Origin of the sequence: Neorhizobium turbinariae (assembly GCF_023223505.1) — a bacterium.
Classification (GTDB): domain Bacteria; phylum Pseudomonadota; class Alphaproteobacteria; order Rhizobiales; family Rhizobiaceae; genus Neorhizobium; species Neorhizobium turbinariae.
This window is the reverse complement of sequence record NZ_JALPRY010000003.1, coordinates 141,506-161,056: the sequence shown is the minus strand read 5'-3', so window position 1 is coordinate 161,056 and position 19,551 is coordinate 141,506. Positions and strand designations below refer to the sequence as shown.

Genomic DNA, 19,551 nt, shown 5'->3' with positions numbered 1-19,551 from the left:
CTCAGCCGAACCTCGAAAGAAGCGCGGCCCGTTCGACCGGAAGGTCGAAGGCGAGTTCTGCACCCAGTGCATGCGCCGGCTGGCTCGCGTCCACCTCGGCCTTGATCGGACCAAGTTTCGTGTCGAGCAGGTATTCACGGCTGTCGCCAGCAAAGGATGTGCCGCGCACGGTGCCCCGATAAGGACCTGACCCAAGGGTCACCATACGCGGCCGCCATGCCAGGCCCGCCGCTGAAGGGGCCTGGCTGGAGAGGTCGACCAGGCCGGCGCTCGTCTTGAGCTTGCCCTGATCGAGTTGGAAGATGTTCTCGAAGCCAACGAAGTCGGCCACGAAGGACGAGGTAGGACGGCTGTAGATGTCCTCCGGCGAACCGATCTGCTCGATCTTGCCGGCCTTCATCACCACGATCCGGTCGGCGAGCGCCAACGCTTCGGCCTGGTCGTGGGTAACGAAGATCATCGTCACGCCAGTTTCCTTCTGGACGCGCTGCAACTCGGTGCGCATTTCCAGACGCAGACGTGCGTCGAGGTTCGAGAGCGGCTCGTCGAGCAGCAGCACCTTCGGCTCCATCACCATGGAGCGGGCGAGCGCCACGCGCTGCTGCTGGCCACCTGACAACTCGGCCGGGCGGCGATTGGCGAACGTGGAAAGCCCGACCGACTTCAAACCGGACTGCACTTTTGCGTCGAGTTCGTTGCCGCGCATGCCCTTCAGCTTCAGGCCGAAGGCGACGTTCTCATAGACTGTCAGGTGCGGGAAAAGCGCGTAGGACTGGAAGACGAGGCCGACGGCACGCTTGTTGGCCGGCACGCGGGTAATGTCGGCCCCGTCGAGGCTGACGCGGCCGGATTTTACCGGCATCAGGCCGGCGATCGCGCGCATGGTCGTGGTCTTGCCGCAGCCGGACGGCCCGAGCAGCGCGATCAGCTCACCCTTGCGGATATCGAGATCAAGATCCGGCACGGCGGGCGTGTCGCCGTAGGCAAGCGTCAGCTTGCTGAGGGAAAGGTAGGACGCATCAGACATAACGGGAAAATCCAAGGAAACGTTCGGCGGCAAAGACAATGCCGATGGACATGAAGGCGAGCAGCGAGGACAGGGCGGCAACCGACGGATCGAACACGATCTCCATGTAGGCGATCATGTCGATGGGCATGGTGCGCACGCCCGGGCCCGACAGGAAGAGTGACACCGGCACCTGGTTGAAGGAGGTGACGAAGCCGAGGATGAAGGCGGACAGGATGCCGCCGCGGATGTTCGGCATCACCACGCGGAAGAAGGCGCCAAGCCGCGAGGACCCGAGCAGCACCGCCGCTTCCTCGATGTCGGAGCGCAGATTTTCAAGGCTCGCCGAAACCACCCGCACCGCATAGGGCAGCACCAGTGCGGTATGTGCCAGGAACAGCGCCAGCGTGATGCCGACCTGGAAGGGCACGACGATGTAGCGCAAGAGCGCCAGGCCAACGATGATGCCCGGCACGATGATCGGTGCCGAGACCACCGTCCGCACAATCTCGGCGCCCGGAAGCTTGTAGCGCGACAGCGCATAGGACGCCGGGATGCCGAGGATCAGCGCTGCCGCCGTCCCGCCGATGGCGAGGAACATCGACATGCCGAAGGAGGCCCGGAAACTTTCCACCGTGAAGACCTTGGCGATCCAGCGCAGCGAAAAGCCCTGCGGCGGGAAGGCCAAAGTTTCGCCTGCCGAGAAGGAGGCCGCCACGATGATCAGGAACGGCCCGATCAGGAAGGCGATCACCAGGAAGAGGATGAACGGGATGAAGAGGCGTTGTGCCGTCATGCGGCCGCCCTCCTCTGCTTGTTGCGGGCCGTTGCGACGCGCTTCAGGAGAATGTTTGCAGCAAAGCTCATTGCGATCAGGATGAAGGCGATGACGCTCGCCGCCACGAAGTTGTTGGAGACCGAGACCTGCTGGTAAAGCAGCGTTTCCAGCATCAGCACCTTGGAGCCGCCGAGAATGGCGGGCGTGATATAGGCAGTCAGGCAGCCGGTGAAGACCAGCGTCCCGCCGATGACGAGCCCCTCCTTGGTGAGCGGCAGGATCACCTTCCAGAACACCTGCAACCAGTTGGCGCCGAGAACGCGTGCCGCGGGAACTGCGTCCTTCGGCATGTTTTCAAGCGCCGAAATCAGCGAGATGATCATCAGCGGCAGGAACAGTTGCAGCAGGCCGATGAAGATCGCCGTTTCGGAAAACAGGATGCGCAGCGGCGCCTGCGTCAGGCCGAGCGCCTGGAAGGCCTCGTTGACGATGCCGGTGCGGCCGAGGATGACGATCCAGGCATAGGTGCGCGCGACCGGCGAGATCATCAGCGGCAGCACGACAAGCCCCGTCACCTTGCCCTTCATGCCGGGCTCTAGGTTGACGATCGCGAACGCCGCCGCGTAGCCGATCACGGCCGCCGTCACCGTCACCAGCGCGCCGAGCTTCAGCGTGCGCAGGAAGACCGCCTGGTTCAGCGGGTTGGAAAAGAACTCGATATAGGCAGAGACAGACCAGCCGCCCGTCGGGTTGCGGAACCCGTCCGACAGCAGGATCACCACCGGCACAAGAAAGACCGCCGCCGCGAAGATCGCAGCAGGAAGCGCGAGTGCAAGCGCTTCGGCCCGGTTTTGGAACATTGGTGATGGTCTCCGTTCTTTGTAGTGCCATGTGCCCCCTCAACCAGCCTCCGCTTTGCTAGGCCACCCTCTCCCTGAAGGGGAAGAAGAGTGGCGATCGCTCTTCTCCCCGGCGGGGAGAAGGTGCCGGCAGGCGGATGAGGGGGCTACAATTTCAGTTCAAGCTTACTGCCCGACCTTCTCGTTCCAGCTCTTGATCCAGCCGGCGCGGTTGTCGAGCGCCACGGCGGAGGGGATGAGCTTCAGGCTCTTGGCGGTTTCTTCGCCATAGGTCAGGTTGTTGGCGACCTCTTCAGAAACCTTCACGTCCTTGTTGGCCGGGCTGTCGATGAACTTCTCGGCAAGTTTGGTCTGCACCTCGGTGGAGAGCCAGAAGTCCATGAACTGCAACGCAAGTTCGGCATTCTTGCCGCCCTTCGGCATGATCATCACGTTCATGCCACCCGTCTGGCCTTCCTTCGGCGTTGCCCACTCAACTGGCAGGCCGAGCTTGGTGAAGGGTGCCCAGGTGAAGCGGCCGATCGGCGCGGCCCAGATTTCTTCCTGCTTCATCAACTGCACGAGCTGCGAGGACTTTTCATAGAAGGTGACAATCTCGTCCTTCTTGTCGCCAACGGCTTCAATGGCGGCTGAGAGATCCGGCGTGTCCTTGCCGAGCGCCTGGCCCAGCATGTAGAGCGCCGGCGGGCCCTGGTTGGTGGTGACGTTCGGCCAGGCGATGTGGCTTGCATATTCCGGCTTCAGCAGGTCGGCCCAGGACTCGATCTTCATCTTGTCGGAACGATAGGCGATCGAGGTGGCGTAGAAGGTGTAGCCGATGCTCATGCCATCGCCGTTCGGATCCTTGGCGATGTCATAGAGCTTGTTGAAGTTCTCAAGCTTGGCGGTGTCGATCTTGTCGATCAGGCCCGCACGTGCGGCAGACAGGGCATCGGCCATGGAGACAACGGCCATGTCGATGACCGGGTTGGCCTTGTTGGCCTCCATCTTGGCAAGGCGCTCGACGCTGTTGCCGGTCTCGACAACCAGCTTGCAGCCGCAGATTTCCTGGAAGGGATCGTAGACGATCTCCTTGTACTCATCCTGCGACAACGCATAGACCGAGATGGTCAGCGTCTTGTCCTGCGCCGTGGCAGGGCTGAGCGCCGCCATGGCGGTGAGCATAAGGGCGGTGCCCGATGCGAGAATGACCTTGTTCATTGCTTGACCTCTCCTGCTGTCGAATTGTTCGGGTGGCGGGCATGCGGATGGAAGGCGGTAGCCCCCGGCACCGCGGTTTTCGGCGCACCGGTGGACTGTCGGACAAGAAGCTGCATGGGTACGCGATCGGGATCGGACGTCACCTTGGCGGCGGCGGCATCATCCGCGTCCGCATCAGCCTCGATCACCCGCATCAGCGCGGCAATGGCAAGATCGGCAACGGTCGCCATGTCCTGGCGCACCGTGGTGAGCGACGGCGAGACGACCGAAGACCAGATGGAATCATCAAAGCCGCTGACACTCACCATGTCCGGCACGGAGATGCCGGCATGCTGCAACTCCGTCAGCGCCCGAAGCGCCAGGAGATCGGAGAGTGCGGCAAAGGCGGTAAACCCTTGGGCGGCCCGTTCGGCAAGACCCAGCATGCAGTTCGGGCCGTGGATTTCCTCGACCTTTTCCGACCACAGCGTATCGCATTCGACCTTGGAACCAAGGCCACACTTTACGCCGCCAATGCGGTCGCTCTGCACGTTCGACGTCGGGCTGCGACCGATGATCAGGACCTTCCGGTGGCCAAGCGAGGCGAGATAACGGCCGACCTGCATGCCGCCGTCCCAATGATCGGCAGAAACGGTGTTGCCTGGCGTCGACGGCGTGTCGAGCACCGCAACGGGGCAGCCGACATCCGAAATCCGGGTGCCGCGACGGGGCACGATCAGCATGCCATCGATACCGCGTTCGATCAGGCGATTGATGGCTTCCGTCTGGGTGGCGATATCGCCGCGGGAGTCGGCGATCAGCACGCCGTAACCGACATTGGCCGCCGCATTCTCGATCGCCTGGGCAATCTGCGGGAAGAGAGGATTTGAGATATCGGGCAGGACGAGGCCGAGGACGCCGGTGCGTCCGGTGCGTAGCGCGCGGGCCGCAAGGCTCGGCACGTAGCCCACCTCCGCCGCCTTGGCCCGTACCCGCTGGACAAGTTCCGGCGACACGCGCCCCTTGCCCGAAAGCGCATTGGACACGGTCGCTGCCGACACCCCAAGGGCTGCCGCAATCGCGCTCATATTTGCTCCAGGCCGGACGTTCGCCATCGCCATCTCTGCTTAAACGTTTAAGCAGAATAGTTTGATCAAACTTCAATGTCGAGTCGAATCAGCACGAAGTCACACCTTATTCAAGGTCAACCACTGACTATTCGGGACGCTGCGTCGGAACTGGCTGCATCGCGGAGGAGAGACAGCATGCAGCATGCAGAAATTACACAACTTTCGGCAACAGAACTGTCGCGCGCAATCCATGATTGCCGGCTCTCCGCAACCGCGGTGATGGGGGCATATCTGGCCCGGATCGAGCGTCTCAACCCTAGCGTTAACGCAATTGTGAACATACGGGACAGCGACTCGCTGCTCGCCGAAGCCGCAGCCTGCGATGCTGAGCTCACGGCCGGTTCCTCTCGCGGCTGGATGCACGGCATGCCGATCGCCATCAAGGACCTCTGCGAGGTCAAGGATCTGCGCTGCACCTATGGCTCGCCGATCTTTGCCGATTTCGTGCCGAAGGAAGACGAGATCATGGTGGAGCGAATCCGTGCCGCCGGCGCCATCATCATCGGCAAGACGAATACGCCCGAACACGGCTTCGGCTCGCAAAGCTACAATCCGGTGCATGGCGTAACCCGAAACCCTTACGACCTTACGAAGACCGTCGGCGGCTCGAGCGGCGGCGCGGCGGCAGCGCTGTCCGCCCATCTCCTGCCGATCGCCGATGGCAGCGACATGATGGGGTCGCTGCGCAACCCGGCCGCCTTCAACAATGTCATCGGCTTCCGGCCAAGCTACGGTCGCATCCCGGTGTCGCAAAAGCTCGAGCTTTTCATGGGCCAACTGTCCGTGCTGGGCCCCATGGGCCGCACTGTGGAAGATACCGCGGCCCTGCTGATGACCCAGGCCGGATATGACCCGCGCGACCCGCATTCCCTTCCGGCCGAAGACCTGATGCCGGAACGGGGCCGCGACTTCTCGGGCGCCCGCATCGCCTGGCTTGGCGACCTTGGCGGCTACCTTCCGTTCGATCCTGGCGTGCTGGAGCTTTGCCAAACCGCCCTCCCCGTCTTCGAGAGCATCGGCTGCACGGTGGAAACGGTCATTCCGGATTACGACATGGCCGATGTCTGGCAGTCATGGACGACGCTGCGCAGCTGGCTGACGGCAAACGGCATGCGCGACAGTTATGATGACCCGGCCAAACGCGCGCTGATGAAGCCCGAGATCATTTGGGAGATTGAGCGCGGGCTCGACATGACCGGCCGCGAGGTGCACTTGGCCTCAAAGCGGCGCAGCGCCTGGTACAAATACCTGCTGACCCTGTTCGAGCGCTATGACTACCTCGTCCTGCCCTCAGCCCAGGTATTCCCCTTCGATGCCGACACGCATTGGCCGAAGGAGGTCGGTGGCCGGACCATGGACACATACCATCGCTGGATGGAGGTGGTGATTCCGGCCTCGATGGCAGGTCTGCCCGTCGCCGCCATGCCCGCCGGTTTCAACAGCGAAGGCATGCCGAACGGCATCCAGATCATCGGCAGACCGCGTGCCGACAAGGCGGTGCTGGACCTGGCGCTGGCTTATGAAAATGCAACCGACTGGCTGAACCGGCGGCCGAAGCTTTGAGCCGCTACCAGCCGACCACTTCCTCGCCGTAGCGGCCGACTTCTTCGAGCAGCCAGGCCCGGAACGCCATGACCGGTCGGAAATCCTTCTTGCTGACCGGCGCCACCGCGTAATAGGCGCTCGGGCTGCGCACCTGGTGCGGAAAGGCTTCCACCAGTTGGCCGCTCGCCAGCTCCGAGTCGATCAGGAAAAGCGGCATCAAGGCGACGCCAAGCCCTGCAATGCAGGCCTGCGCCACGTTGCCGAACTGCTCGAAGCGCATCCCCTCCGACGGCGTCGCCGAGATGCCAAGGCTCTCGAACCAGTGGGCCCAGGCGCCGGGGCGCGAGGCCATGTGCAGCAGCGGCAGGTGCAGCAGGTCCTGGCCCTTCTTGATCGGATGCGCCTTGAGGAAGGCGGGCGAAGAGACCGGTGCCACCATCTCCTCCATCAGGAAGGTGGATTCCGCCCCCGGCCAATCCGGCTGTCCGACATGGATCGCCATATCGATACCCTCGCGGTCGAAGTCGAAGGTGCCGATGCGGGTTGCGAAATTCAGCGTGATCTCCGGATGGCGCGCCACGAATTGCGGGATCCGCGGCATCAACCATCGCGTGCCGAAGGTCGGCAGGATCGCGAGGTTCAGCTGGTCGCTATGCTGTTTGGTCATTGCCTGCAGCGAGGCGGAGCGGATCTGGCTCAGCGCCGCGGCAATCGCCTTGGCATAATCCGCCCCGGCTGCCGTCAGCATCACGCCGCGGCTGGTGCGGTCGAAAAGCAGGATGCCCAACTGCTCCTCAAGCCCGGAAACCTGCCGGCTGATCGCGCCTTGGGTCAGGGAAAGCTCCTCGGCTGCGGCTGAAAAGCTGCCGAGCCGTGCTACGGAATCAAAGGCTGCAAGCGCAGAGGTGGAGGGAAGCAAACGTCGGGAAAGGCTGGCCATGGCTTATTACTATAGATCATGGCAGATTGAGTAAACGGTGCTTGCTCTCCGGCCCATGCCGGAGATAATTCCTTCAACCCTCAACGACCTAATTTGAAGCGGAGAACTGCCGTGGCTTTTTCCTGGAACGATCCTTTCCTGCTCGACGACCAGTTGAGCGAAGATGAGCGGATGATCCGCGACGCGGCTGCCGCCTTCGCCAAGTCCGAACTCCTGCCGCGCATCGAGGAAGCCTATCTCGAAGAGTCGACCGATCCTGGCCTCTTCAAGCTGATGGGCCAGACCGGCCTGCTCGGCGTTACCCTGCCGGAAGAATACGGCGCAGCGAACGCTTCCTACGTCGCCTACGGCCTCGTTGCCCGCGAAATCGAGCGCATCGACTCCGGTTACCGCTCCATGATGAGCGTGCAGTCCTCGCTCGTCATCTACCCGATCTTCGCCTACGGCTCCGACGAGCAGAAGAAGAAGTATCTTCCGGGCCTTGTTTCCGGTGAACTCATCGGCTGCTTCGGCCTCACCGAGCCGGATGCCGGCTCCGATCCGGGCGGCATGAAGACCCGCGCCGAAAAGATCGAAGGCGGTTACCGCCTGCGCGGCTCCAAGATGTGGATCTCCAACGCGCCGATCGCCGATGTCTTCGTCGTCTGGGCAAAGTCGGAAGCCCACAACAACGAAATCCGCGGCTTCGTGCTCGAAAAGGGCATGAAGGGCCTGTCGGCTCCGAAGATCGGTGGCAAGCTGTCACTGCGCGCGTCCATCACCGGCGAAATCGTCATGGACGGCGTCGAAGTCAGTGAAGATGCGCTGCTGCCGAACGTGTCGGGCCTCAAGGGTCCGTTCGGCTGCCTCAACCGCGCCCGCTACGGCATTTCCTGGGGTGTCATGGGTGCGGCTGAAGACTGCTGGTTCCGGGCGCGCCAGTATGGCCTCGACCGCAAGCAGTTCGGCAAGCCGCTCGCCGGCACGCAGCTTTACCAGAAGAAGCTCGCCGACATGATGACCGAAATCACGCTCGGCCTGCAGGGTTCGCTGCGCGTCGGCCAGTTGATGGACGCCCACAAGATGGCGCCGGAAATGATCTCGATCGTCAAGCGCAACAACTGCGGCAAGGCGCTCGACATCGCTCGCCAGGCCCGTGACATGCACGGCGGCAACGGCATCCAGATCGAATACCACGTCATGCGCCACGCGCAGAACCTGGAAACGGTCAACACCTACGAAGGCACGCATGACGTTCATGCGCTGATCCTCGGCCGCGCCCAGACCGGCATCCAGGCGTTCTTCTGAGACCAGCCACTTTCTGATCCAGGTCCTCCCCTCTGACCTGAGACCTGGCCCGGCCGCTTCCAGCGCGCCGGGCCTTTTTCTTCTTGTGCCTTGCGGTTGATTGTGGCGGTGAGATCACCTAACTCAGGGGCCGGAACCTCCCTCCCATTCGCGGCGGCGCATGCTGCCCTTCTGCACCTTCAGAAACGAAAGTGGACCCCATGCAGACCTATCCCGACGTCAAGCTCCTCATCAACGGCGAATGGCGTGATGCCATCGGCGGCGAGACCCTTCCGGTCATCGATCCGGCCACCGAAGAAGTCATCGGCAAGATCGCCCATGCGCGAAAGGCCGATCTCGACCTGGCGCTTGAGGCAGCAGACAAGGGCTTCAAAGTCTGGCGCGACACCTCGCCCTTCGAGCGCTCCAAGCTGATGCGCAAGGCAGCCGACCTGCTGCGCGCCCGCGTTGACGACATCGCCTACATGATGACGCGCGAACAGGGCAAGCCGCTGGCGCAGTCCAAAATGGAAGTCATGGGCGCTGCCGATACGATCGACTGGTTTGCCGAAGAAGCTCGCCGGACCTACGGCCAGATCATCCCGGCCCGCTTCACCGGCGTTTCGCAGATGGCAATCAAGCTGCCGGTTGGCCCGGTCGCGGCCTTCACGCCGTGGAACTTCCCGCTGAACCAGGTTGTCCGCAAGCTGTCGGCGGCACTCGCCACCGGCTGCTCGATCATCGTCAAGGCACCGGAAGAAACCCCCGCCTCGCCAGCCGAACTCATCCGCGCCTTCGTGGATGCCGGCGTCCCGGCAGGTGTCGTCAACCTCGTTTACGGCATTCCGGCGGAAATTTCCGAATACCTCATCGCCCATCCGGTCATCCGCAAGATTTCTTTCACCGGCTCCACGCCGGTCGGCAAGCATCTCGCAGCGCTCGCTGGCAAGTACATGAAGCGCGCCACGATGGAACTCGGCGGCCACGCGCCGGTGATGATCTTCGATGATGCCGATCTCGAAAAGGCAATCGAAGTCACCGCAGCGGCCAAGTTCCGCAACGCTGGCCAGGTTTGCGTCGCGCCGACCCGCTTCCTCGTCCAGGAAGGCATCGCCGACCGCTTCACCCAAGGTTTCGTCAAGGCAACGCAGGCCATCAAGGTCGGCAACGGCCTGGAAGACGGCGTCACCATGGGGCCGCTCGCCAACGAGCGCCGCATCCCGGTCATGGAAGACATGATCCATGACGCCGTGGCCAAGGGTGCAGAAGTGAAGACGGGCGGCAAGCGCATCGGCAACAAGGGCTACTTCTTCGAGCCGACCGTGATCGCCGACGTACCGACCTCGGCCAAGATGATGAACGAGGAGCCCTTCGGCCCGCTCGCCATCATCAACCGCTTCTCACATTATGAAGAAGCGATCGAGGAAGCAAACCGCCTGCCGTTCGGCCTTGCATCCTACGCCTTCACCGGTTCGGTAAAGACGGCACACGCGCTCGGTCGCCAGGTGGAAGCCGGCATGCTCACCATCAACCACAATGGTCTGGCGCTTCCGGAAGTCCCGTTCGGCGGCATCAAGGATTCGGGCTACGGCACCGAAGGTGGATCGGAAGCCGTCGAAGCCTATCTCGAAACCAAGTACGTCACCCAGATGAACTGATCCGTCAGCTTCATTCTTGTGAACTATCGGAACGGCCGGAGCTCCTCCGGCGGTTTTTCTTTGCCTGCCACTCATTCTCAGGTTATCTATTGAAACAAAGGGTGAACATGGGGCGACAAGCATGGCCGAGGCAGACGCTGCACCTCTCCTGAAGGAAATCTTCAACCACGCGCGGCTGGAGCATTTTGCCCTTGAGACCGCCGATGTTCATCCGGGTTTCGACAGTGGTCGCTTCCTGGCGCTTGCCACGGTTGATCTCGAGGCTATGAGCATCATGCAGCGGCTGCGACAGGTTGCGGTCACCTTCCATGCCACGCTGCCCGGCGGTTTTGCCACCAATCTCGAAATCCTGCGGGCACTGGCGCCGCGCATCAACCACAACTTCGCGTCCATCGTGCTGCCGGAATATGTGGCGCTCTACGGCCAGGACCATTTCGACCTGTCGATGGATGCGCTGGCCTTCTTCACCCGGTTCGGTTCCTCCGAATTTGCGGTGCGCCACTTCCTCCTCAAGGACCTGTCACGCTCGCTGAAGGTGATGGAGCGTTGGTCGACCGACGAGAACGAACATGTTCGCCGGCTTGCGAGTGAAGGCTGCCGCCCGCGCCTGCCCTGGTCATTCCAACTGAAGGAACTGCTGGCCGACCCCTCGCCCGTCGCACCAATCCTGGAGAACCTGAAAAGCGATCCGAGCCTCTACGTCCGCAAGTCGGTCGCCAACCATCTGAACGACATCACCAAGGATCATCCCGATTGGGTGTTCGACAAGATCGCCCATTGGGACAGGGAGGATGCCCGCACCGCATGGATCATGCGCCAGGCGTTGCGCACGCTGGTCAAGAAGGGTGATCCACGGGCGCTCCACGTCCTAGGCGCCGGCGACAAGGCCGAGGTGACGGTCGAGGCATTCACGGTCACACCGTCATCGATGCAACTCGGCGGCTCGGTAAAGATCACGGCCCGCCTCGTGTCGACCGCTTCGAACCCGCAGAAGCTGGTGATCGATTACGCGGTCCACTACGTCAAGAAGGCCGGCGGCACCTCGAAGAAGGTCTTCAAGTGGAAGGAACTGGAACTGGCGCCCGGTGCAGCCGTGGAACTGTCGATCAGCCGTGCCATCCGCGACTTCACCACCCGGGTGCATTATCCCGGTCGGCATGCAGTGGAGCTCATCATCAATGGCGAGGTGCTGGCGGAAGGCGCGTTCGAACTGCTGGGCTGAACCTCAGACCGCAAACACTTTCGCCCTGCGCAGGGTCACGAAGCCGCCATCGCCGGCCTTCACCACCCGTTCCGGCTCGACGTCGAATTCCAGATGCTCGCCGGTTTCGGCCGTGGCGAGCACGCGCCGGCCATCGGGACGATCCAGCACGCGGGTGATGCTTGCCGGAATGCCGGGCCCCTGCAGCGACCAGTCGAGATCTGCCGGGCGCGCATAAAGCTCAGCCTTGCCATCCGCGAGGCCCACCACCTCGATCGCGGCACCGCTGGCGTAGGCCTTGCCGTCGCGCACTTCGGCGGCAATCACATTGGCATCGCCCAGGAACTTCATCACGAAAGCCGACTGCGGATCGCGGCACACCTCTTCCGGCGTGCCCTGCTGCACAATCTGCCCGTCCTTCAGGATCACCACCCGGTCAGCCAGATCGAGCGCCTCTTCCTGGTCGTGGGTCACGAAAAGGGTCGTGATGCCGAGTTCGGAATGGATCTCGCGCAGCCAGCGGCGCAAGTCCCGCCGTACATTTGCGTCCAGCGCCCCGAACGGTTCGTCGAGCAGCAGAACCTTGGGATCGACCGCAAGCGCACGGGCCAGCGCCACGCGCTGCCGCTGCCCGCCAGAAATCTGCGCCGGGAACCGGTCTCCGAGACCTTCCAGCCGCACCAGCCGCAGGAGATCGCTCACACGCGCATCGATCGCCGCCTTCTCGCGCTTCACCTTCGACACCTTCATGCCAAAGGCAATGTTCTGGGCCACCGTCATATGCGGGAAAAGCGCGTAATGCTGGAACACGAAGCCGACGCCGCGATCGCGCACCGGGATGTCGGTCGCATCCTGATCGCCGAAATAGATGTGCCCGCCATCAGAATATTCGAGGCCGGCGACCATGCGCAGGATGGTCGTCTTGCCGGAGCCGGACGGCCCGAGCAGCGCGACGAGTTCGCCGCTTTCGATCTCCAGCGAGACATCGCGCACGGCGCGGAAGGTCTCGAACGTTTTGACGACGTGGTCGAGGCGGATCTTCATGAATTGCTCTCCGCGGGTTTGGCTTGCGGCCGCACACGGCCCGCGCCCTGGCGCTCCAGCGCCACCTTGGCGATGATGGTAAGGACGGCGATGGTCGCCAGGATGGAGGCGGAGGCGAAGGCGCCGGTCGCCTGGTAGTCGTGATAGAGAAGCTCGATATGCAGCGGAAGCGTGTTCGTCTGGCCGCGGATATTACCGGAGACGACCGACACGGCTCCGAACTCGCCCATGACGCGGGCGTTGCAGAGGATGACGCCGTAAAGCAGCGCCCATTTGACGTTCGGCAGCGTTACCGAGAAGAAGGTGCGCCAGCCGGACGCACCGAGCGAGGTCGCCGCCTCCTCCAGATCGCGCCCCTGCGCCTGCATCAGCGGAATGAGCTCGCGGGCAACGAAGGGTGCCGTGACGAACATCGACGCCAGGATGATGCCCGGGATCGCAAACAGGATCTTGATGTCCCAGGCGTCAAGCGTCGGCCCGAAGATGCCCTGCAGGCCATAAACGAAGAGATAGGCGACACCGGCAACAATCGGCGAGACCGAGAACGGGATCTCGATCAGCACCAGCAGGAAGCGCTTGCCCCAGAAATCGAACTTGGTGATTGCCCAGGCTGCGGCGATGCCGAAGGCCGTATTGACCGGCACGGCCACGAGCGCGGCCAGCACCGTCAGCATGATCGCGTGACGGGTGTCCGGATGGATGATCGTGTCGCGATAGACCGCCCAGCCCTTCGCAGACGCTTCGACGCCGATGATGACGAGAGGCGCAACAATGATCAGCGCCACGAGAACCAGGACGACGCCGATCAGCAGGCGCCGGAAGAGCGGCTGGTCGCCGACGCGCGGTGGCTTGCGATGTGTGTTGAGCCTGCTCATGGATCAGCCCCTCGCCGTGTAGCGCAGGGCACGCGCCTGCAGCCAGTTGGTGACGCCAAGCATCACGAAGGCGGTGATGAGCAGCACCGAGGCGATCGCCGCGGCGGCCTGATAGTCGTATTCCTCCAGACGGATAAAGATCAGCAGCGCGGTGATCTCCGTCGACATCGGCTGGTTGCCGGCAATGAAGATGATGGCGCCGAATTCGCCAAGGCTGCGCGCAAAGGACAGCGAGACCCCGGCAAGCAATGCCGGGGTGAGCAGCGGCAGGATGACCTTGCGGAAGATCGTCCAGTCCGATCCGCCCAGAGATTGGGCCGCCTCTTCGAGCGCCGGATCCAGATCCTCCAGCACCGGCTGCACCGTGCGAACGATGAACGGCAGCGAGGTGAAGCACATGGCGATCATGATGCCGATCGGCGTATAGGCGACGCGGATCCCGAGCGGCTCCAGGATCGAGCCGAACCAGCCATTGGCGGAAAACAGTGCGGTGAGCGCTATGCCGGCCACCGCCGTCGGCAGCGCAAACGGCAGGTCGACCATGGCGTCGACAAGGCGTTTTCCGGGAAAGCTGTAGCGGGTCAGAACCCAGGCAAGTGCGAGCCCGAAGAACAGGTTGAAGAGCGTGGCGCCAAAGGCCGACAGCACCGTGACCTGATAGCTGGCGAGCGCGCGGTCGGAAGACACGATACGCCAGTAGTCCGCCGGCCCGAGGCTCGCCGCCTTGAAGGCAAGTGCCGCCAGCGGCAGGACCACGATCAGCCCGACATAAAACAGCGTCACGCCAAGCGACAGGCGCAATCCGGGCAAGACATTCCGTCTCAAGCCAGCACTTTCCTTTTACGTCCAAACCCGGCGGACAAAAGCCCACCGGGTCGGATCAACGGTGATGTAGGTGGAGTTAGCGGCTGCCGTAGAGCTTGTCGAGGGTGCCACCCGAAGCGAAGTGTTCGGACTGAACCTTTGCCCAGCCGCCGAAGGTGTCTTCAACCTTCACGAGGCGGATCTCGGGGAACTCCTGCTTGAATTCGGCGGCGACCTTCTCGTTGTTGACGCGATGGCCGAACTGGGCGGCAATGCGCTGGCCTTCTTCCGTGTAGAGGAAGTCGAGATAGGTCTTCGCAAGCTCTTCGGTGCCGTGCTTCTTGGCAACCTTGTCAACAACCGCGACCGGGAACTCCGCAAGCAGGCTGACGGAAGGAATGACGCCCTCCACCTTGTCTGCACCATACTGCTTGGCAATGCCGCGCGTCTCAGATTCGAAGGTGATCAGCACGTCGCCGGTCTGGCGCTCGACAAAGGTCGTCGTGGATGCACGGCCCCCGGTGTCGAACACCGGAACGTTGTTGAAGACCTTGGTGATGTAGGCTTCGATCTTTTCTTCGTCGCCCTGGTAGGCTTCCTTGGCCCAGGCATAGGCGGCGAGATAGGTGTAGCGTGCGTTGCCGGAGGTCTTCGGGTTCGGGAAGACCGCCTTTACGTCGTCACGGGCCAGATCGCCCCAATCCTTGATGTTCTTTGGGTTGCCGGCGCGCACCAGGAAGGACGGGAAGGAATAGAAGGGCGAGGCATTGTTCGGGAATTCCGAGGTCCAGTTGTCCGAAACAAAGCCCTGCTTGACGAGGAAATCGACGTCGGTGGACTGGTTGAAGGTCACCACATCGGCTTCCAGACCTTCGACGATCGAACGTGCCTGCTTGGACGTGCCGGCATGCGACTGGTCGATGGTGACGCCCGGATGGCTCTTGACGAAGGCTTCGTTGACGGAAACGAAAAGCTCGCGCGCAACGTCATAGGATGCGTTGAGAAGCTTCTGCTTCTGCTCCTGCGCCATCGCCGGCGTCACGAAGAGCGCGGCGATGGCTGTACCGAGAATGAGAAGGCGGTTCATGTAGGTCTCCGGATCTGAGTTGACCGGAAACTACAGGCTCGCCTCATCGGGCGCGAGGAACCCGTCTGCGCGGCGCCTCACGCCAGTAGAACATTTGCCCATGGGCGGACTGATTCGCGGTATTTTCTTCTTCCGCCGTTGCACCCATCATTTTTGACCAGGAACGTGGAAGTTTTTTGGTGCCGGAAAAATAAACGCGTTTGAAGTCAGCGGCTTCGCCGCCGGCTTCGCGATTTTCATTCACGCCCCTAGAGAAGGCGCGACAATGTCCGCGTCATCGGAAGGGGAACCGGGTCGCGAACCGGCTGCCTCCTCGGGTCCAAGGCTCGGTTCCGGTGATGGTCGTGATGTTGTCGGACGGGAATTGACAAGTCCCGAAAGACCGCAGGAAGCGATCGGGGCAGGCAGACCAAGATCTACCTTCTACCCCAATGCCACTGCCTGCCCCACTCCCCAACCATGCCGGGCTACCGGCGTGGCTAAACGGCTTGCCTGCAAGGGCTCAGGTACCCGCTTTTTCCCTCAGCATGTGGATGATGGCGGAAAAGTCATCGCCGCCATGGCCGGCCTTTTCAAACTCGGCATAGAGCTCGGCAGCATGTTGGCCAAGCGGCGTTGCTGCACCCGATTGCCGGGATGCCTCCTGCGACAGCATCAGGTCCTTCAGCATCAGGGCCGCGGCAAATCCCGGCTTGTAATCGTTGTTGGCGGGCGATGTCGGCACCGGGCCGGGCACCGGACAATAGGTGGTAAGCGACCAGCATTGGCCGGACGATGTCGAGGCGACGTCGAACAGAGCCTGGTGCGAAAGCCCGAGCTTTTCGGCGAGCCCGAAGGCTTCGCAAACGCCGATCATCGAGATGCCGAGGATCATGTTGTTGCAGATCTTGGCCGCTTGGCCAGCACCCGCCCCACCGCAGTGGACGATCTTCTTGCCCATCGCCTCGAGGATCGGCCTGCCGGCGGCAAAGGCCTTTTCCGACCCGCCCACCATGAAGGTAAGGGTGCCGGCGGTTGCCCCGCCCGTGCCGCCGGAGACCGGGGCATCGAGCGACACGCAGTTCATGGCGCCCGCCAGTTGATGCGCCTTGCGCGCACTTTCCACATCCACCGTCGAGCAGTCGATCACCAGCGTGCCTTCGGGCAGAAGCGTCGTCAGGTCGCTCCAGACCGCGATCACGTGCTGGCCCTTCGGCAGCATGGTAATGACGCAATCGGCGTCACGGACGGCTTCGGAGAGCGAAGACGCCGCGTTTACTCCGCTTGCCGCGGCAGCCTGGACGGAGGCTTCCGAAAGGTCGAACCCGCGCACGTCATGACCGGCCTTCACCAGGTTGGCCGCCATAGGCCCACCCATGTTGCCGAGACCTACGAAAGCAATCTTGGTCATCTTCCCCTCCCTGTTGGCTGGTTATAACCGGTGATCCGGAAACAGCGCCGGATGTCTGACCGCCAGATACCGATCGAGATCTGCATCAACGACCTCTTCGAGCCGAGCTGGCGACCATTTCGGATTGCGATCCTTGTCGATGATCGCGGCGCGCACGCCCTCGTAGAAATCATGGTTGCGCAGGATTTCGGATCCGACCGCGAACTCACGCTCAAGGCACTCCACGAGGCTGGAGCTCTGGCGCCCGAGGCGCAGCATCCGCAAAGTCAGCTTCAGGCTGGTGGGCGACCGCTTGGCGACCAGCTCGCGCGTCTTGGTGGCAAACTCGCCGGTTTCTCGTTCCAGTGTCGCGACGATCTCCTCGACCGTATCATGGCCGAAGGCGCGGTCGATTAGGGGGCGATTGGATTCGAGACTGCTCTCACCCGGTGAAATAGCAAACCCATCAATCGTCTGGCGCACGGCGTCATCCGAGGCACCGCCGGGCAAGCGGCCCAGCGCCTCGACCAGTTCAGATAGCCGCTCCGACGACACGCAGGCATCGGCAAGATTGGCATAGATTGCATCCGCCGGACCGACCACCTCGCCGGTCAGGCCCATCCATGTCCCGACCTCGCCCGGCGCGCGGGGAAGCAGCCAGGTGGCGCCGACATCCGGAACGTAACCGATGCCGGTTTCGGGCATGGCGAGCTTTGTCCGCTCCGTCACCACCCGATGTTTGCCATGCGCGGACACGCCGACACCGCCGCCCATGACGATGCCGTCCATCAGCGCGACATAGGGTTTCGAATAGCGTGAGATCATGTAGTTGACGGGGAATTCCTCGCGCCAGAAGCGCGTGACATCGGGATCCTTCGCCTTGCCCGCCTCGTGGATGACGCGGATATCGCCACCGGCGCAAAGCCCCCGTTCCCCCTCGCCTTTCAGGATGACGCAGGAGATGTTCGGATCCGCCGCAAAGCGGTCCATGGCTTCCTTCATAACCCGCACCATCGCCAGGTTGAGGCTGTTCAGCGCCTTTGGCCGGTTGAGGCTGATTATGGCTGCGGAGCCCACCCGGTCCAGAAGCACTTCATCCGTCTGTGTCGCGGTCTCCGGCATGCTATTTCCCCATTTCATGCATTCAACTTCCATCTGCCCCTCCTCCGCTTGCGGCGAAGGTCAGGATGAGGAGCCAAGTCTAGTATTCAAGTCATCGGTTGTCCGCGAGAATCATTTCCGCCGCCTTTTCGGCGATCATGATGGTGGGCGAGTTCGTGTTGCCGGAGGTGATGTTGGGCATGACGGAGGCATCGGCAATACGCAGCCGGCCAAGGGCGCGCATTTTCAGCCGCGGATCGACCACGCTGTCCGGATCGGCGCCCATGCGCGCCGTGCCGACGGGGTGGAAGATGGTGGTGCCGATATCGCCGGCTGCCCGCTCCAGGTCTGCATCCGTCTCATAGGATGGGCCGGGTTTGTATTCCTCCGGATGATAGCGGGCGAAGGACGGCTGCTTGACGATCTCGCGCGTCAGCTTGATCGCTTTCACCGCCACGTCGCGGTCGGCAGGTGCCGAAAGGTAGTTCGGCTTGATCGCCGGGCCGGATGCGAAATCGGCGCTCTTCAGGTGAACCGAGCCGCGGCTCTCGGGGCGCAGGTTGCAGACGCTCGCCGTCATCGCCGGGAAGAAATGCAACGGGTCGCCGAACTTGTCGAGCGAGACCGGCTGTACGTGGTACTGCAGGTCCGGCGTTTCCTTGTTGGGCCCCGACCGGGTGAAGATGCCGAGCTGGCTTGGTGCCATCGACATCGGGCCCGACCGGCGGATCGCATATTCCAGGCCGATTGCTGCCTTGCCGAGCAGGCGCGACGCCTTTTCGTTCAAGGTCGGCACGCCGGTCACCTTGTAGACCATGCGAAGCTGCAGGTGGTCCTGCAGGTTCTCGCCGACACCCTTCACTTCCTTGACCACCTCGACGCCGGCATTGGCGAGCACGTCGCCGCGGCCGATGCCTGAAAGTTCAAGGATGTGCGGCGTGCCGATGGCGCCAGCAGACAGTACCGTTTCGCGCTGCGCATAGGCCGTCTTCGTCACGCCGTCCTGTACGAACTCGACGCCCTTCACCTCGCCGCCTTCAACGACGAGCCGACGCACATGCGCCTTCACCAGCACGCGCAGGTTCGGTCGCTTCATCGCCGGACGGAGGAAAGCCTTCGCCGTATTCCAGCGGATGCCGGACCGCTGGTTGACGTCGAAATAGCTAGAGCCTTCGTTGTTGCCGCGGTTGAAATCCTCGATGATCGGGATGCCGGCTTCCTCGGCCGCCTTCTGGAAGCTGTCGAGCACCGCCCAGCGGACCCGTGATTTCTCCACGCGCCACTCGCCACCCGTCGCATGCATCTCGTCCGCACCACGGTAGAAGTCCTGAGATTTCTTGAAATACGGCAGGACGTCATCCCAGCCCCAGCCGGTGCAGCCCATCTGCCGCCATAGATCGTAGTCGCGGGCCTGGCCGCGCATGTAGATCATGCCGTTGATCGAGGAACAGCCGCCAAGGATCTTGCCGCGCGGGTAAAACAGCGATCGGCCGTTCAGCCCCTCTTCCTTTTCGGTGGTGAAACACCAGTCGGTGCGCGGATTGTTGATGCAGTAGAGATACCCGACCGGGATATGCACCCAGTGGTAATTGTCCTTGCCGCCCGCCTCCAGCAGCAGCACCCGGTTGCGCGGGTCAGCCGAGAGGCGGTTGGCCAGCACGCAGCCGGCGCTTCCCGCACCGATGATGATGTAGTCGTAGGTTTCCAT

Annotated in this window: 18 protein-coding genes; 4 read left to right on the top strand and 14 right to left on the bottom strand. The window is 62.6% G+C overall.

All coding sequences use genetic code 11. The features are described from left to right. Nucleotide 1 precedes the first annotated feature (1 nt). From M0654_RS02890 to M0654_RS02870, 5 genes are all read right to left on the bottom strand, one after another. Nucleotides 2-1,027, bottom strand: a complete 1,026-nt coding sequence (locus M0654_RS02890; RefSeq protein ID WP_248681750.1) for an ABC transporter ATP-binding protein — start codon at nt 1,025-1,027, stop codon at nt 2-4. Next, a complete protein-coding gene (locus M0654_RS02885) occupies nt 1,020-1,802 on the bottom strand; it encodes an ABC transporter permease (protein ID WP_118850549.1) in 783 nt (260 codons plus the stop codon). The genes M0654_RS02890 and M0654_RS02885 overlap by 8 nt, the downstream gene beginning before the upstream one ends. Further along, the gene (locus tag M0654_RS02880) at nt 1,799-2,644 is read right to left on the bottom strand and encodes an ABC transporter permease (RefSeq protein ID WP_118850550.1); all 846 of its coding nucleotides are present in this window, start codon (nt 2,642-2,644) and stop codon (nt 1,799-1,801) included. Before M0654_RS02880 ends, M0654_RS02885 begins: the two co-directional genes overlap by 4 nt. Before the next feature lie 165 nt (nt 2,645-2,809). Further along, on the bottom strand, nt 2,810-3,844 hold the full coding sequence (locus M0654_RS02875) for an ABC transporter substrate-binding protein (RefSeq protein WP_248681749.1): 1,035 nt from the start codon (nt 3,842-3,844) through the stop codon (nt 2,810-2,812). Further along, on the bottom strand, nt 3,841-4,938 hold the full coding sequence (locus M0654_RS02870; RefSeq protein ID WP_248681748.1) for a LacI family DNA-binding transcriptional regulator: 1,098 nt from the start codon (nt 4,936-4,938) through the stop codon (nt 3,841-3,843). The genes M0654_RS02875 and M0654_RS02870 overlap by 4 nt, the downstream gene beginning before the upstream one ends. 150 nt (nt 4,939-5,088) lie before the next feature. Here M0654_RS02870 and M0654_RS02865 point away from each other — a divergent pair, with 150 nt between their 5' ends. Further along, entirely contained in the window at nt 5,089-6,516 is a 1,428-nt protein-coding gene (locus tag M0654_RS02865) for an amidase (RefSeq protein ID WP_248681747.1), read from the top strand. A gap of 4 nt (nt 6,517-6,520) precedes the next feature. On the opposite strand, the gene M0654_RS02860 is transcribed toward M0654_RS02865, so the two are convergent. Further along, nucleotides 6,521-7,438 (bottom strand): LysR family transcriptional regulator, encoded by a 918-nt coding sequence (locus tag M0654_RS02860; protein WP_248681746.1) that lies wholly within the window; start codon nt 7,436-7,438, stop codon nt 6,521-6,523. A 111-nt stretch (nt 7,439-7,549) separates the two neighbouring features. On the opposite strand from M0654_RS02860, the gene M0654_RS02855 reads away from it, so the two are divergent. The 3 genes from M0654_RS02855 to M0654_RS02845 all read left to right on the top strand — a co-directional run bounded on the left by M0654_RS02855 (nt 7,550) and on the right by M0654_RS02845 (nt 11,584). Then, nucleotides 7,550-8,725, top strand: a complete 1,176-nt coding sequence (locus M0654_RS02855; RefSeq protein WP_118850554.1) for an acyl-CoA dehydrogenase — start codon at nt 7,550-7,552, stop codon at nt 8,723-8,725. Nucleotides 8,726-8,925: 200 nt separating this feature from the next. Further along, the gene (locus M0654_RS02850) at nt 8,926-10,362 is read left to right on the top strand and encodes an NAD-dependent succinate-semialdehyde dehydrogenase (RefSeq protein WP_248681745.1); all 1,437 of its coding nucleotides are present in this window, start codon (nt 8,926-8,928) and stop codon (nt 10,360-10,362) included. Between the two features lie 121 nt (nt 10,363-10,483). Continuing rightward, nucleotides 10,484-11,584 carry a DNA alkylation repair protein gene (locus tag M0654_RS02845; RefSeq protein ID WP_248681744.1) on the top strand — a complete coding sequence of 367 codons (1,101 nt, stop codon included), beginning with the start codon at nt 10,484-10,486 and terminating at the stop codon, nt 11,582-11,584. 3 nt (nt 11,585-11,587) lie between these two features. Here M0654_RS02845 and M0654_RS02840 read toward each other — a convergent pair whose 3' ends face one another. The 8 genes from M0654_RS02840 to M0654_RS02805 all read right to left on the bottom strand — a co-directional run bounded on the left by M0654_RS02840 (nt 11,588) and on the right by M0654_RS02805 (nt 19,551). Then, entirely contained in the window at nt 11,588-12,607 is a 1,020-nt protein-coding gene (locus tag M0654_RS02840) for a sulfate/molybdate ABC transporter ATP-binding protein (protein ID WP_248681743.1), read from the bottom strand. After that, nucleotides 12,604-13,482, bottom strand: coding sequence for a sulfate ABC transporter permease subunit CysW (gene cysW / locus M0654_RS02835; protein WP_248681742.1), 879 nt, complete (start codon nt 13,480-13,482; stop codon nt 12,604-12,606). The genes M0654_RS02840 and cysW overlap by 4 nt, the downstream gene beginning before the upstream one ends. A gap of 3 nt (nt 13,483-13,485) precedes the next feature. Further along, nucleotides 13,486-14,307: a sulfate ABC transporter permease subunit CysT gene (cysT, locus tag M0654_RS02830; protein WP_118850559.1), complete on the bottom strand. Its 822-nt coding sequence runs from the start codon at nt 14,305-14,307 to the stop codon at nt 13,486-13,488. Nucleotides 14,308-14,383: 76 nt separating this feature from the next. Continuing rightward, on the bottom strand, nt 14,384-15,373 hold the full coding sequence (gene cysP, locus M0654_RS02825; RefSeq protein WP_248681741.1) for a thiosulfate ABC transporter substrate-binding protein CysP: 990 nt from the start codon (nt 15,371-15,373) through the stop codon (nt 14,384-14,386). Between the two features lie 43 nt (nt 15,374-15,416). Beyond that, nucleotides 15,417-15,617 (bottom strand): hypothetical protein, encoded by a 201-nt coding sequence (locus M0654_RS02820; protein WP_248681740.1) that lies wholly within the window; start codon nt 15,615-15,617, stop codon nt 15,417-15,419. Nucleotides 15,618-15,875: 258 nt separating this feature from the next. Continuing rightward, a complete protein-coding gene (gene mmsB, locus M0654_RS02815) occupies nt 15,876-16,763 on the bottom strand; it encodes a 3-hydroxyisobutyrate dehydrogenase (RefSeq protein ID WP_248681739.1) in 888 nt (295 codons plus the stop codon). A gap of 21 nt (nt 16,764-16,784) precedes the next feature. After that, nucleotides 16,785-17,864, bottom strand: coding sequence for an enoyl-CoA hydratase/isomerase family protein (locus tag M0654_RS02810; RefSeq protein WP_248681738.1), 1,080 nt, complete (start codon nt 17,862-17,864; stop codon nt 16,785-16,787). 91 nt (nt 17,865-17,955) lie between these two features. Continuing rightward, complete coding sequence (locus M0654_RS02805; protein WP_248681737.1) at nt 17,956-19,551, bottom strand: GMC family oxidoreductase; 1,596 nt, start codon at nt 19,549-19,551, stop codon at nt 17,956-17,958.

Coding starts and splice junctions, on each gene's coding strand:
- cysW (WP_248681742.1), bottom strand. CDS start 13,482: ATGAGCAGGCTCAACACACATCGCAAGCCACCGCGCGTCGGCGACCAG.
- M0654_RS02860 (WP_248681746.1), bottom strand. CDS start 7,438: ATGGCCAGCCTTTCCCGACGTTTGCTTCCCTCCACCTCTGCGCTTGCA.
- M0654_RS02890 (WP_248681750.1), bottom strand. CDS start 1,027: ATGTCTGATGCGTCCTACCTTTCCCTCAGCAAGCTGACGCTTGCCTAC.
- cysP (WP_248681741.1), bottom strand. CDS start 15,373: ATGAACCGCCTTCTCATTCTCGGTACAGCCATCGCCGCGCTCTTCGTG.
- M0654_RS02805 (WP_248681737.1), bottom strand. CDS start 19,551: ATGGAAACCTACGACTACATCATCATCGGTGCGGGAAGCGCCGGCTGC.
- M0654_RS02865 (WP_248681747.1), top strand. CDS start 5,089: ATGCAGCATGCAGAAATTACACAACTTTCGGCAACAGAACTGTCGCGC.
- M0654_RS02880 (WP_118850550.1), bottom strand. CDS start 2,644: ATGTTCCAAAACCGGGCCGAAGCGCTTGCACTCGCGCTTCCTGCTGCG.
- M0654_RS02840 (WP_248681743.1), bottom strand. CDS start 12,607: ATGAAGATCCGCCTCGACCACGTCGTCAAAACGTTCGAGACCTTCCGC.
- mmsB (WP_248681739.1), bottom strand. CDS start 16,763: ATGACCAAGATTGCTTTCGTAGGTCTCGGCAACATGGGTGGGCCTATG.
- M0654_RS02850 (WP_248681745.1), top strand. CDS start 8,926: ATGCAGACCTATCCCGACGTCAAGCTCCTCATCAACGGCGAATGGCGT.
- M0654_RS02845 (WP_248681744.1), top strand. CDS start 10,484: ATGGCCGAGGCAGACGCTGCACCTCTCCTGAAGGAAATCTTCAACCAC.
- M0654_RS02870 (WP_248681748.1), bottom strand. CDS start 4,938: ATGGCGAACGTCCGGCCTGGAGCAAATATGAGCGCGATTGCGGCAGCC.
- M0654_RS02810 (WP_248681738.1), bottom strand. CDS start 17,864: ATGCCGGAGACCGCGACACAGACGGATGAAGTGCTTCTGGACCGGGTG.
- M0654_RS02885 (WP_118850549.1), bottom strand. CDS start 1,802: ATGACGGCACAACGCCTCTTCATCCCGTTCATCCTCTTCCTGGTGATC.
- M0654_RS02875 (WP_248681749.1), bottom strand. CDS start 3,844: ATGAACAAGGTCATTCTCGCATCGGGCACCGCCCTTATGCTCACCGCC.